11 protein-coding genes are annotated in these 13,580 nt (G+C 64.8%); all 11 read right to left on the reverse strand.

Annotation, left to right across the window (positions count from 1 at the left end; all coding sequences use genetic code 11):
• Window positions 1-6 precede the first annotated feature (6 nt).
• The 11 genes from ftsW to dinB all read right to left on the reverse strand — a co-directional run bounded on the left by ftsW (window position 7) and on the right by dinB (window position 13,502).
• Window positions 7-1,329, reverse strand: a complete 1,323-nt coding sequence (gene ftsW / locus AB0313_RS16265; protein ID WP_366306782.1) for a putative lipid II flippase FtsW — start codon at window positions 1,327-1,329, stop codon at window positions 7-9.
• A 2-nt stretch (window positions 1,330-1,331) separates the two neighbouring features.
• Window positions 1,332-2,909, reverse strand: coding sequence for a UDP-N-acetylmuramoyl-L-alanine--D-glutamate ligase (murD, locus tag AB0313_RS16270; protein WP_174237490.1), 1,578 nt, complete (start codon window positions 2,907-2,909; stop codon window positions 1,332-1,334).
• The gene (gene mraY, locus AB0313_RS16275) at window positions 2,891-4,000 is read right to left on the reverse strand and encodes a phospho-N-acetylmuramoyl-pentapeptide-transferase (protein ID WP_366306784.1); all 1,110 of its coding nucleotides are present in this window, start codon (window positions 3,998-4,000) and stop codon (window positions 2,891-2,893) included. Before mraY ends, murD begins: the two co-directional genes overlap by 19 nt.
• Entirely contained in the window at window positions 3,997-5,460 is a 1,464-nt protein-coding gene (gene murF, locus AB0313_RS16280; RefSeq protein ID WP_141940869.1) for a UDP-N-acetylmuramoyl-tripeptide--D-alanyl-D-alanine ligase, read from the reverse strand. Before murF ends, mraY begins: the two co-directional genes overlap by 4 nt.
• Window positions 5,461-5,466: 6 nt before the next feature.
• Window positions 5,467-7,098: a UDP-N-acetylmuramoyl-L-alanyl-D-glutamate--2,6-diaminopimelate ligase gene (locus AB0313_RS16285; RefSeq protein WP_141940868.1), complete on the reverse strand. Its 1,632-nt coding sequence runs from the start codon at window positions 7,096-7,098 to the stop codon at window positions 5,467-5,469.
• A 95-nt stretch (window positions 7,099-7,193) separates the two neighbouring features.
• The gene (locus AB0313_RS16290) at window positions 7,194-8,999 is read right to left on the reverse strand and encodes a penicillin-binding protein 2 (RefSeq protein WP_141940867.1); all 1,806 of its coding nucleotides are present in this window, start codon (window positions 8,997-8,999) and stop codon (window positions 7,194-7,196) included.
• A 47-nt stretch (window positions 9,000-9,046) separates the two neighbouring features.
• A complete protein-coding gene (locus AB0313_RS16295; protein WP_366306787.1) occupies window positions 9,047-9,757 on the reverse strand; it encodes a hypothetical protein in 711 nt (236 codons plus the stop codon).
• A complete protein-coding gene (gene rsmH / locus AB0313_RS16300) occupies window positions 9,754-10,746 on the reverse strand; it encodes a 16S rRNA (cytosine(1402)-N(4))-methyltransferase RsmH (protein WP_141940865.1) in 993 nt (330 codons plus the stop codon). Before rsmH ends, AB0313_RS16295 begins: the two co-directional genes overlap by 4 nt.
• Before the next feature lie 168 nt (window positions 10,747-10,914).
• Complete coding sequence (mraZ, locus tag AB0313_RS16305) at window positions 10,915-11,343, reverse strand: division/cell wall cluster transcriptional repressor MraZ (RefSeq protein ID WP_018763545.1); 429 nt, start codon at window positions 11,341-11,343, stop codon at window positions 10,915-10,917.
• Window positions 11,344-11,698: 355 nt separating this feature from the next.
• Entirely contained in the window at window positions 11,699-12,070 is a 372-nt protein-coding gene (locus tag AB0313_RS16310; RefSeq protein ID WP_141946250.1) for a DUF3040 domain-containing protein, read from the reverse strand.
• Window positions 12,071-12,320: 250 nt separating this feature from the next.
• A complete protein-coding gene (gene dinB / locus AB0313_RS16315; protein WP_366306810.1) occupies window positions 12,321-13,502 on the reverse strand; it encodes a DNA polymerase IV in 1,182 nt (393 codons plus the stop codon).
• Window positions 13,503-13,580: the final 78 nt, after the last annotated feature.

Here is a 13,580-nt window from a genome sequence, read left to right on the forward strand (position 1 = left end):
CTGGGGTCAGGCACGCTTTCTGGAAATCTTTGGTTGGCTTGTATTCCGTCCTGCCAGGAACGGGAACGTCAGCGTCCTCTTGGGACGCATTGCCGGCGCCATCTGTTCCCGCGCCAGGGAGAGGACCACCCCGACGGCACACAGCGACATCAACAGGGCCGAGCCGCCGTAGGAAATAAAGGGCAACGGCACGCCGATGACAGGCATCAGCCCCGCGACCACGGACATGTTCACGGTCGCCTGGCCCAGTAGCCACACCATGATGGTGCCGGCGAGGACCCGGTGGAACAGGTCCTCCTGGGCTACCACCACGCGGTAGATGGCAGCACCGAGGATGGCGAAAAGAACCAGGACGACGACGGTCCCCACGAGGCCGAGTTCCTCACCAATGATGGCGAAAATGAAGTCGTTGTGGGCTTCGGGGATCCAGCTGTACTTCTGCCGGCTCTGCCCCAGGCCCACCCCCAGCCAGCCTCCGGAAGCAAGGCCGTACATGCCGTTGGTGGACTGGTAGTTCGCGTCGATGCCGTCCGCGCAGGATTGCCCGGTCCACCAGGAGGTGATGCGGCACATGCGGTTGGAGCTGGTGACTGCCATGACTGCCGTGCCTGCAGCTGCAACGAAGCCGGCGATGCCGAAGAGGTACAGCGGAACGCCTGCGAAGAACAGGGCCGCTGCGACGATCATCATGATGATCATCGCAGTGCCAAGGTCGTTGCCCACCAGGATGAGGATAATGACGACGGCCGCCATGGGCACGGCAGGGACCAACACGTGCTGCCACCTGCCAAGCAGCTTCCCTTTCCGTGCAAGCACCGTCGCAAGCCACAGGGCGAGTGCCAGTTTGGCCGCCTCTGATGGCTGGAAGGTAATGCCGCCCACGTCGATCCAGTTCCGGTTGCCGTTGATCTCGGCGCCTACCACCTGCACCAGGGCGAGGAGCACCACGGCACCCGCGACGGCGGGCCACGCGAGCCGCTTCAGCCATACCACGTTGATGCGCGAGAGCACGAACATGGTGGAAATCCCGATGGCTGCGAATACTCCCTGTTTCAGGGCATCCCCATATGGGGACTTGCCGGCGGCGATTGATTCAACACTTGATGCGGAGAGGACCATCATGATTCCGATGGCCGTCAGGGCCAGCGTGGCGCCAAGGATGAGGTAGTAGGTCGAGCCGCTCCGGGACTTTCCCGTGCCCTCAAGCGCCGACCAGAAGCGGCGGTACAGCGTGCGTAGCCAGGCGCCGGCAGCAGGCCGGCGGCCGGCCGTGGCCGTGGAGCCGGGGCGCATCCTGCCGCTCATGGGCCACGTGGGCGTGCTGGCCATTGTTACTCCTCGCCGGTCTGGGCCTGCCCTTCCACCAGCTCTCGGACAGCGTCGATAAAAGCACCACCACGGTGAGCATAGGAAGAGAACTGATCCATGGAAGCAGCTGCCGGAGCCATCAGGACGGTGTCGCCGGATTCGGCAACCCGTGCTGCTGACGCCACGGCCCAGGACATCACCTGTTCTCCATTGCCGGAGGGACCGGCAGTGGTCCCACCGGACGCCGGAGCAGTCTGCACCTTTTCAGTGTCACCTGCCTCCGGTTCGATCACGGGGACATCGGGCGCGTGTCGCTTGAGGGCTTCACGCAGTAGCGCGGTGTCCGTTCCTATCAGCACCACGGCCTTGAACCGTGCCGCGTGCTCCCTCACCAGGTCGTCGTAGCTCACGCCTTTGGACAGGCCGCCGGCAATCCAGACCACGTTGTTGAAGGCCGACAGGGAGGCAGAAGCTGCGTGGGGGTTGGTGGCCTTGGAGTCGTTCACCCAGAGGACACCGTTCAGGCGGGCCACCGGCTGGATCCGGTGGTCTCCGGGTACGTAGTCCAGGATGCCCTGGCGCACAGCCTTCGCGTCCACGCCGTAAGCGCGCACCAGGCCTGCGGCGGCCAGGGCGTTGGCCACCATATGGCGCGGTGCAAGCGGCCCGAGGTCTGCCATCGAGGCCAGTTCGGCAGCGCTGTTCCTGCGCTCCTCGATGAAAGCGCGGTCCACCAGCAGCCCTTCCACCACTCCAAGCATGCTGATGGCCGGCGTGACGGTAGTGAAGCCGACCGCCCGGCAGCCCTCCACGACGTCGGCCTCTTCCACCATGCGTTCGGTTTCCACCTGCTCGGCGTTGTAGATGCAGGCCTTCTGCGTCCGTTCGTAGACTTTGGCCTTGTCAGCCAGGTACGAATCGTAGGAGCCGTGCCAGTCCACGTGGTCCTCGGCCACATTGAGGCACACACTGGCGACGGGCGAGACGGATTCAGCCCAGTGCAGCTGAAAGCTGGAGAGTTCGACCGCGAAGACGTCGTACTCCACCGGGTCGCGAAGGGCGTCCAGGATGGGAGTCCCCACGTTGCCCACGGCGATGGCTTTAAGTCCGGCGGCACGCAGCATCGATTCGGTCAGTCCCACCGTGGTGGTCTTGCCGTTCGTACCTGTGATGGCCAGCCAGTCTGCCGTCTTCCGGCCTTCCCGGATCCGCACGCGCCAGGCCAGTTCGACGTCGCCCCAGACCGGGATATGCGCACGTGCGGCTGCTGCCAGCAGGGCCTGGTCCGGGCGCCATCCCGGCGAGGTAACGATCAGTTCAGGGAGTTCGCCGTCGATGCGCGGGATATGGGTGACCGCGTCCGGGCCCAGCAGCACGTCCGCGGCGCCAACGATCTTCAAGGTGTCGGCGTGTGCCCGCGCTTTTTCGCTGGTGGCCGCATCAACCACCACGACGCGTGCGCCGAGTTCGATCAGGGTGTCTGCCGCGGCGAAGCCCGAAACACCGATTCCGGTGACGACGACGCGCAGGCCGGCCCAGTCGGAGTCCCAGGAGACGAGGTTTTCCAGGCGGTGGGAAACGGTCACAGCAGTACAACCCATTCAGCATAGAAGATGCCCAGTCCCACGGCGACGAAAAGTCCACCGAGGATCCAGAACCGGACCACGACGGTGACTTCCGCCCATCCCTTCAGTTCGAAGTGGTGCTGCAGGGGCGCCATCTTGAACACGCGTTTTCCACCGGTTGCCTTGAAGTAGCCAACCTGGATGATGACGGACAGGGTGATCAGCACAAAAAGGCCGCCCACGATGCCCAGCAACAGTTCGGTGCGGGACAGGATGGCGAAACCAGCCACCGCCCCGCCAATGGCGAGCGAGCCGGTGTCGCCCATGAAGATCTTGGCCGGCGAGGTGTTCCACCACAGGAACCCCACCAGCGCCGCGCTCAGGATGGCAGCAAGGAGGGCGAGGTCCAGCGGGTCCCTGACGAGGTAGCAGCCGCTGCCGGCCTCACGCGGGGAACCGCAGGCCTGGTTGCTCTGCCATATGCCCATCAGGGTATACGCGCCGAAGACCATGATTGAGGCGCCGGCGGCAAGGCCGTCAAGGCCGTCGGTGAGGTTGACGCCGTTAGTGGCCGCGGTGACGATCAGGTTGGACCAGATGACGAACAGGATGGCGCCAAGGACGGTGCCGCCGAAGGCCAGGTCAAGCCACGGCAGGTCCCGCACCAGGGAGATTTTCGTTGACGCCGGGGTCAGTCCAGCATCATTGGGGAAGTTCAAGGCAAGGATGGCGAAGATGATGCCAACAGAGGCCTGCAGGATGAGCTTGGCCTTCGCGTTGAGGCCCAGGCTCCGCTGGCGTGAGATTTTGATGAAGTCATCGAGGAAGCCCACCAGGCCCATGCCCACCATGAGGAACAGCAGGATGAGCGCCGATGCGGAAGGTCCGGGCGAGTCCGGGTTCATCATCAGCATGATGAGGTGGGTGAGCCCGTAGCTCAGCAGCACGGCCGCAACAACAACGGTCCCGCCCATAGTAGGCGTCCCCCGCTTGGTGTGGTGCGATGTTGGGCCGTCATCACGGATGAACTGCCCGTAGCCGCGATGTACCAGGAGGCGGATGAAAAGCGGGGTGCCCACCAATGCACAGAGCAGGGCCAGGCCTGCGCCGATCAACAGAGCAATCACAGCAGAGTGCTCCTTTCGTCGGCAGGGGTCGGGACTGGGGGTAATGCTATCCGATCGCCCAAATGGCGAAGTCCAACGCTGTTGGAAGACTTGAACAGCACCAGGTCCCCGGGTTCGAGTTCTGCATCCAGGATGCCGTAGGCCTCATCCACCGTTTCCGCGAAGAGGCATTCGTCGCCCCAGGAGCCTTCCTGGACGGCGGAGACATAGAGGGCACGGGCCTCGCGGCCCACTACCAGCAACCGGGAGATGTTCAGCCGGACCACCTGGGTTCCCACGGCAGTGTGCTCGCGGATGGAATCGTCGCCGAGTTCCAGCATGGCTCCCAGGACTGCCCAGGTACGGCGGCCCCGCCCAAGGTCGGCCAGGGTCCGAAGGGCGGCGCGCATGGATTCAGGGTTGGCGTTGTAGGCATCGTTGATGATGGTGACGCCGTCCGGACGTTCAGTGCGTTCCATCCGCCAGCGGCTTGCCGCAGCCTGGTTGCTCAGTGATGCGGCGATGTCGTCGCCCGGCACTCCTGCGGCCCACGCGGCTGCTGCAGCTGCCAGGAGGTTACCCGCATGGTGCGCTCCGATGAGCCGGCTGCTCACATGGCGCGGAGCTGAGCCGTCGGGGAGGAGGAGGTCGAATTCGGGGCAGCCAGCGGCGTTGGTGTCGGCGTTCAGTGCCTGCACCTGGGCGTCGGGGCGTCCTTCCGCGGAGAAGCCGAGGACTGCAGCCGTGGTCCGGCTGCGCATGGCGGCAACGCGTTCGTCGTCGAGATTGATGATCGCGGTTCCCTGGGCGGTCAGGCCTTCCACCATCTCGCCCTTGGCCAGCGCGATGTTCTCCACTCCCCCGAACTCGCCGGCATGGGCGGTGCCTACTGCCAGGACCACTCCGATGTCCGGCTTGACCATCTCGGCGAGGTAGCGGATGTGCCCGATGCCGGTGGCCCCCATTTCAATGACCAGGTAGCGGGTGTCGGTGCCTGCACGGAAGACCGTGAGCGGTACGCCCACCTCACCGTTGTAGGAGCCCTGGGGCGCCACGGTGTTGCCCTGCGTGGAAAGGATTCCGGCGAGCAGGTCCTTGGTGGTGGTTTTGCCGGCGGAACCGGTGATGCCGACGACAGTCAGCTGGCTTCCGGTTTCTGCCCGGGCAGCGCGGATGCGGCGCACGGCTTCGGCCGCGAGGTCCCCCATGGCCAGGACTGCGTCGGCAACCACGATCGAAGGGTAGGCGGTGCCGTCCGGTGCTGCAACGGGACGCTCCACGAGGGCCAGGACGGCACCCGCCGCAAATGCGGCACCAACAAAGTCATGGCCATCGGCAAGCTCGCCGGGCTTTGCGACGTAAAGCGAACCCTGGGTGGCTTCGCGTGAATCCGTCACCACCGAGAGGGGCGTCAGTCCGGGATCGGCGTCCAGGCGCCCGCTGGTGATTTCGGCGATTTCCGCCGCAGTAAATGCAATCATCTCGGTCTAGGACTCTATCCGGTCGGCTGGGAGAACGTTGAATCCCCTGGCTGTCAAGGCGGTGCGCAGTTCCACCCGGTCGTCCAGGGCAAGGTTGACGCCCTTCACTTCCTGCCACACCTCATGGCCGCGGCCGGCCACCAGGATCGTGTCCTGCGGCCGGGCCAAGGCAACTGCGCGGCGGATCGCTTCGTCGCGCGGGAAAACCTCCAGCAGCTCCGCCGCCAGGGATTCCTCCTCGATGGCACGCCGGGCGCCCGCCAGGACGTCCGCGCGGATTGCTGCCGCGTCTTCGTCGTGCGGGTCGTCGTCGGTGATGATCACGGTGTCGGCAAGCCGGGCAGCGATGGCTCCCATCGCCGGCCGCTTGCCCTGGTCCCGCTGCCCGGTGGCCCCGAAGACCACGATCAGCCGGGAGCCCGGTTCGGCCGATCGGACGGCTTCCAAGGCCCGGGCCAGGGCGTCGGTGTTGTGGGCGAAGTCCACCACGGCGGCAGGTTGCCGCGCAATCAGTTGCATGCGTCCGGGTACGGCCACCGTGAAGGGGTCTGCGCTGTCCAGCGCCGCCTGGAGGTCACCCGGTTCAACTCCTGCAGCGAGCACCATGAGCGCCGCCAGGGCGGCGTTGGCCACATTGAAGCTGCCGGGCAGCCCGGTGTGGATGTTCAGGACTTCGCCGCCGGGTCCGGCCAGCGTAAAGCGGGTGCCGAGGCCCTGCGGTAACGACCCGGTGACCGTCCAGTCGGCCGGGGTGTGCCCGCTGGTGCTGAGCGTGGTGATGGGCACCGCGCTGCCGCCGGCCAGGCGTTGGCCCCACTCGTCGTCGACCGTGACTACGGCCCTCCGGGCGCGCCCGGGCGTAAAGAGCTCCGCCTTTGTGGCGAAGTACTCCTCCATGGTGTTGTGCAGGTCCAGATGGTCCTGGGTGAGGTTGGTGAAACCGGCGACGTCGAACAGCAGCCCGTCAACCCGCTGGTAGGAAATGGCGTGGGAGGAAACCTCCATGGCTGCGGCGTCCAGCCCGCGCTCCTTCATCAGGGCGAGCAGCCCATGGACCTCGGGGGACTCGGGCGTGGTGAGGAGGCTGGGGATGGGGTCCGCACCGGCGAGGATCTCAATGGTCCCGATCAGGCCGGTCTGCTGACCCAGCGCGCGCAGCAGCGAGGTGATGAAGTAGGTGGTGGTGGTCTTCCCGTTGGTCCCGGTGACACCGAAAAGCCGCAACGGGCGGTCGTCCGCCGCCTGGCTCCGGTAGATCATGGCCGACAGTGGTCCCACCTCGTTGCGTGGCCTGTCCACGACGAGCACTGGCACGGGGGTGTCCGCGGACAGGGCAAGCAGGCGCGCCCCGGCGTCGTCAGTGAGAACGGCAGCCGCGCCCGCGGCGACCGCATCAGTCACGAAGTCCGCCCCGTGCCTGCTGGCGCCGGGAAGGGCGACATACAGATCCCCGGGCTCAACCGTCCGGGAGTTTATGGAGATGCCGGTTATTTCCACGCCGGCCCCCGGAGCGGGGACGGCTACGCCCAGGGCCTGCCCGACGGCGGACAGCGGCACGGGCGCCACGTCGGCGGGCCTGAAGCGGCCGGGGTTTTGGTTCCGGGCAGCGTCGCTTCCGGGCGTGGGTAATTCTGGCAAGGGGCTCTCCGATGGTGCTAGTGCATGCCCGGCCTGGTTGGCGCCGGGCACTGTGGTGCGCTGGATGCTGCTGGTACTTCCGGCGTGGCGCGCGGCTACTTGGCGTACTGCGGCAACCTGACCGGCTCGCCGGTCGAAGGCTGGACGTTGTAGGTCCGCAGCGTCTGGCTCATGACCGACCGGAATACCGGCCCGTTGGTGATGCCGTAAATGCTGCCCTTCGGCCGCTGGAGCACCACCTCCACAATAAACCGCGGATCATCCATCGGCGCCATTCCCACGATGGAGGCCGTGTAGCCGCAGTAGCCCGGCTTGCCGTCGTCGCAGGGTGATTCCGACGTACCGGTCTTGGCTCCCACCCGGTAGCCATCGATGCCCGCGTCCTTGATTTCACCCTCGGTGACGGCGCTTTCCAGGATGTCCTTGACCTGGTGGGCCGTGTTGTCGGAGACAACCCGCCGCGATGGCTGGGCCGGCACTTTCTCCTCCGTCCCGTCGGGGGAAATGTAGGAGTCAATCAAGCGTGGCTGCAGCATGACCCCGTCGTTGGCGATGGTTTGGTAGGCCCGGACGGTCTGGAGGGTGGACTGGGACACCCCTTGGCCGAAGAGCACGGTGTACTGCTGCCGCCCGTCCCACTGGTCAGGGGGCGACAGGATGCCTGAAGCCGTCGCGGGAAGTCCAATGTCCGGCGCCTCGCCGATTCCGAACTTCTTCAGCCAGTCGTAACGCTGTTCCTTGCTCAGACGCTGTCCGGCCATCACCGTTCCGGTGTTCATGGAGTATCCGATGATGCCCGCCAGCGTCCGTTCCTCGGTCCCGTGGGTGAACGCGTCGCTGAAAGTCTGGCCGTCCACCGTGTAAGTCGGCGGAATGGTGAATTTGTCCAGGGGGCTGGCAAGGCCTTCATCGATGACCGACGCCGCCGTTATCATTTTTTCCACGGATCCTGGTTCGTAGGCTGCGGTGACCGAGCGGGTGCCGCGGTCCTTCGCTGCGACCAGTCCGGGGTTGTTGGGGTCCGGTGCGTTGGTGTCCGCCAAAGCCAGGAGGTTTCCCGTTTTGGCGTCCATCACAATGATGACGCCCCATTCGGCGCTGAGTTTGTCCGTCTGGCTCTGGATGGCCTGCTGCGCGAAATACTGAAGATCGGAATTAAGGGTGAGCTTGACGTCCTTGCCGTTCTGCGGCGGGGTCAACTCGTCGAGGCCCACGGGAATGCGTAGCCCATCGGCGCCTATCTCAAAGACGCGCTTGCCGTCCTTGCCCTTCAGCTGGTCGTCCTGGGTCTGCTCGATGCCGGCCAGCCCAGTGGTCCCGTCCTGCAGGAAGCCCACCACTCCCCCGGCGACAGCACCGTTCGGGTATACCCGCTTGCTGACGCCTTCGGCGACGATGCCGGGCACCTGCAGCTTGGAGATGCGGTCCTCGACGTCCGGTTTCACGTCCTTGGCCACGATGAAGTAAGGCTGCTCGCCGGTTACGGCGTTCCGGACAGCATTGGTGTCCATGCCGAGCGCGGCGGCAAGTTCCGTGATGGCCTGGTCGCGGCTCACGTCCACCAGCTTGTCGTGGCCGTCAGCCTGCGGTTCATACCGCTTGTAGGAGTCGGTCTTGGTATTGACCCGCTGGTCGACGACGATGTCGTAGCGGATCACGCTGTTGGCCAGGACGGTCCCGCGTGAGTCAAGGATGCTGCCGCGCTCCGCCGGCAGGACTGCAGACGTCATCCGGCTGTTCAGGGCGGCTTCCGCCATGCCTCCGACATCCAGCCCCTGGACCAGGAAGAGCTTTCCGCCCACTACCAGCAGGAGCGTGAGCATGACGCCCAGTCCCAGGCGCAAGCGCTTCGTGGCGTTAGGTGCCTTGCTGTTTCCTGACTTGCCGGTCGTCTCCGCCACCGTGATATTCCTTGCTGCTCGACGCTGGTGCGTGTCCTGCCTGTGGTCTACTGACCCGGGGCCTTCTGCTTGGGTGCCGGTACGGAACCGCCGTGAAGCTCGGGGGCCGGAGCCGCCGCTGGGGCAGCGGCCTTGTCAGCGGCCGCCTTCTGTGCAGCAGCGGCCTTATCGGCGGCCGCCTGCGCAGCGTTGGCAGGGCCGGTCGCGGGAGAAGCATTGCCTGCGGCCGAAGTGGCGGCCTTGTCCGCAGCGGCACTCGTGGACGCCGGCGGCACGTTGAGCTGGCCTGCAACCGCAGGTGACGGGATGACGGCTCCCGGTGCTGCGCCCTTGACTGCAGGGACGGCCTTTCCGGTCACCGACAGCGTGGACAGGTCGATCTGGCCCTTAACCGCGGACGGCACCATGCCCAGCTCGGTGGCCTTGGCCGCCAGGTTCTGCGGAGCCTGGAAGTTCTGCACCTGCTGGGTGAGGTCCTGGTTGGTCTTGGTCAGGCTGCTCTGTTTGGCGCGCAGCTCGACCAGCTGGTACTGCGAGGTGGACACCGAGATATTGAGGACCAGCACCGCAACCAATGCCACCGCAAGCATGCCAAAGCACAGCACCACAAAAGGGGCGCGGCGCTTCCGCGGTGCGGTGCGGACTACGGAGAGCGGTGTACGGCCCTTCCGCGTGCCACCCGGTTCGCCTGCCGGCCTGGGATCGGCCGCCGAACTGCCGGAAACGATGGGAAAGGTCTTGACGGCGGCGGTGCTCATGCAGCTCTCCTGGCTCTGATTCGTTCTGCCGCGCGCAGCCTGGCGGAGGCAGCGCGCGGGTTTTCGGCGATTTCGACGGCGGTGGGCACCTCGGTGCCCTTAGTCAGGGTCTTGAGTTCGGGCTTGTGTTCTTCCAGTTCGACGGGGAACCCGAGCGGAGCGGAAGACTTGGAGCGTGCCTGGAAAACGCTTTTGACGATCTTGTCCTCCAGCGAGTGGTAGGACATGACTACGATCCGGCCGCCGAGGGCCAGGGAATCGACGGCTGCAGGCACTGCCCGTTCCAGGACGTCGAGTTCTTCATTGACTTCGATACGAAGGGCCTGGAAAGTCCGTTTGGCCGGGTGTCCGCCGGACTTTGCAGCAGAAGCGGGGACGACGGCGCGGATTTGCTCCACCAACTCGCCGGTGGTGGTGAATTTTTTGGCGGCACGCGCCGTGACAATCCTGTTGGCGATGCGTCCGGCGAACTTTTCCTCGCCCCACTTGCGGATGATCCGGACGAGGTCCTCTTCGCTGTAGGTGTTCACTACGTCTGCCGCAGTCTGGCCGCGGCTGGTATCCATGCGCATGTCCAGCGGGGCATCGAACGAGTAGGCGAAGCCACGCTCGCGCTCGTCAAGCTGCAGGGAGGAGACGCCGAGATCCATCAGGATCCCGTGCACTTCGGGCACCCCAAGATCTGCCAACACGTCCTGGATTTCGTCGTATACCGCGTGGACGAGGTCGGTCCGGGCGGCGAAAGGAGCCAGGCGCTCCCCTGCGAGGGCAAGCGCTTCCTCGTCACGGTCGATACCGATGAGGTGGAGGTCTGGAAACCTCTGGAGCATAGCTTCGGAGTGCCCTCCCATGCCAAGGGTCGTGTCCACGGCAACAGGCGTCTCGCCACGCAGCCTTGCGGCTTCAAATCCCGGCGCCAACAAATTGATGCACCGGTCGCGGAGGACCGGCACATGGCGTTCGGACGTGGGCTTGGGTCGATCGGTCATGCCTGGTCCTTTCCCGCCGTCGTTGTCACCTGCTGCGCTTCTGGGACCAGATCCCCATCCGCACCTACCGTCCCGCCTGCCTGGCTCCGGGGAAGGTGAGCCAGGTTGGCAGCCGATTGGCCGGCTGGAGATCTCGTCCAAGAAACCCCTGCCGCCCTACTCCGGGATTCAGAGAATGCCCGGAATGGGATCGTCAGTTTCGGAAAAGGCCGTTTCCTTCTCCGCGAGGTATTCATTCCAGGCCTGGGCGTCCCAGATCTCGGCGCGGGTACCGGCGCCGATCACGGCAAGTTCCCTTCCGAGTCCTGCATACTCCCGGAGCGCCGGTGGAATGGTCACACGCCCCTGCTTGTCAGGTACCTCGTCAGAGGCTCCAGAGAGAAATACGCGGATATAGTCACGCGCCTGCTTGGAGGAGATTGGTGCCTCCCGCATCTGCTCGTGGACCCGTGCAAATTCCTTCTCACTGAAGACGTAGATGCAACGTTCCTGGCCCCTTGTGAGCACCAGTCCGCTGGCAAGCTCCTCCCGGAACTTAGCGGGGAGAATGATCCGTCCCTTTTCATCCAGACGCGGCGAGTGAGTGCCCAGAAACACTGGCCCACCGCCTGTCCGCCGTCAGGAACTGCACATCCCCTATGTTGCAACCACCCTCTTATGTCCTCCACATTACTCCACTTTCCACCACAGTCAACGCAAACAGACCCCTGCGCGCCCCTAAATGTGGGAAAAGATGCTGCAAAAAGCGCGAATTTGCCGCGGTGGTGGAAAGTGGAGGACTTTTTGCCATTACGGGCCAACTGGGGAGGGCCACCGAACCCTGCGGGCGGGGCAACTCATTCTTCCGACGGGCTTAAACACGAAAAGACCCGCCGAAGCGGGTCTTTTCGTGCACTTTCCGATTACACGGGGAGCGAAATGGAGGAGCCGGGAACCTGGAGGCGGCGGACGCTTAGGGCTCGCCCCTGCGGCGCTCGTCCCAACGCTCTTCAAGGCTGCTCATGAATGAGCTGCGTTGCTTGCCCGACTTTCCGCCGACGGCCTTGGCTCCCCTTCTTCCGCGGGAACTTCGCAGGGTGGCGAAGTAGACTCCACCGCCCATCACCACGAAGCCCAATACGCCCACGAAGATGTTCTGGAGGGTGACACCGACCAGCAGCAGGAACACGCCGGCAAGTGCACACAGGACTCCAATGACCACATGCCTCGTGGACCATGAACGCCCCGGGTCCGAACCCATTGAGTTCGCAAATTTCGGGTCGTCCTCGTGAAGCTGCTTTTCAAGCTGCTCAAGCAGCTTCTGTTCGTGCTCCGACAGCGGCATCACGACCTCCTTTTGTAGGCCAACGTCCGGGCTGATCCCAGCCACGACTTCTACTCCGTAGAACGCCTGCTGTTGCTGGAAAGTTCCCGCTTTGCCGACGGTGGCCAAAGCAGGTTCCAGCATGCGCCGCGGGAGCGGGAGCATGTCCAAGAGGGTCCGGCAGTAAGTCCATTCACTCGAAAACTATGTATCTCCAAGGATAGATTGTTGAGGGCTGAACTGAAAGACGGCAATGACTTGGGCAAAGGCCTCAGGCGGGCTCGCCCGCACCGTCCCCGGCCCGGTTTTCCGGCTCCATCAGCCGTGCGGGCAGGACGGACTGGTTGCCGAACTTCCGCGTGACCTGGTCCAGCGCCTGTTCCGCAGCCCTCCAGTTCTCATCCCTGCGGTCGATGCTGAGCTGAAGCGATGTCCGGGCCGCTTCCTCAAGCTGCTCCGCCCTTACCCCCACCAGCCGGACGGCCATGGCCCTCGGCCCCAGGGACTCGAGCAGCTGAAGTGCCACTCCGTAGATCAGCTGGGCGCTGTCCACCGGGGTCTGCACCGTCCTGCTGCGTGTGATTGTGGAAAAGTCGGCGAAGCGCAGTTTCAGAGCCACGGTCCGGGCCACCATTCCGGAACTGCGCAGCCGGCTCGCCGTACGGTGCGAAAGCCGCAGCAGTTCGCGGCGAAGAAGCCCGTCGTCGTTGGTGTCCGTCGCAAAGGTCTCTTCTGCCCCAATGCTTTTTTCCAGCCGCACGGGCGTCACCGGACGGGGATCAATGCCCGAGGCAAGGCGGTGCACATGTTCCCCCGCAGCTCCCAACACTCTCTTTAAAGAGGACACGGGGGTGGCTGCCACATCCGCAACTGTCCTGATTCCCATCTTTGCCAAAACCTCCCCGGTCTTGGCGCCCACGCCCCACAGAGCACCCACGGGAAGACTGTGAAGATAGGGCACTGTTTCGTCCGGACCGATCAGCAGGAGTCCGTCGGGCTTGCAGCGGGTGGAGGCAATCTTCGCGACGAACTTGGTTTCCGCGATTCCCACGGACGCGGTGATGCCCAGTTCTGCAGCCACCCGCCGCCGGACCAGCTCCCCAATTCCCCTGGGCGGCCCCAACCGGCGAATGGCACCGGTGACGTCCAGGAAAGCCTCGTCCACACTGAGCGGCTCGACCAGGCCCGTAATAGATTCGAAAATGCCCATCAGCTGCCCGGACACCTCGTAGTACAGCTTGTGTCGGGGCTCAATCACCACTGCCTGCGGGCACATGCGCATCGCAACGGCCATGGGCATGGCAGACTTAACGCCGAAGGCGCGGGCCTCGTATGATCCGGAGAGGACTACCGAACGCTCACCCGGAAAGCCGACGATGACAGGCTTGCCGCGAAGCTCCGGCCGCGTCCGCAGCTCCACGGAAACAAAGAAGGCATCCATGTCCACATGCATGATGCACGTGCGCCGGCCGCCCGTAAGGCGCGCGGCGGATGATTGGTCTATACCTGCGGGCCCCACGACTGCAATCCT

It is taken from the genome of Pseudarthrobacter sp. NPDC080039 (genome assembly GCF_040702335.1).
GTDB lineage: Bacteria > Actinomycetota > Actinomycetes > Actinomycetales > Micrococcaceae > Arthrobacter > Arthrobacter enclensis_A.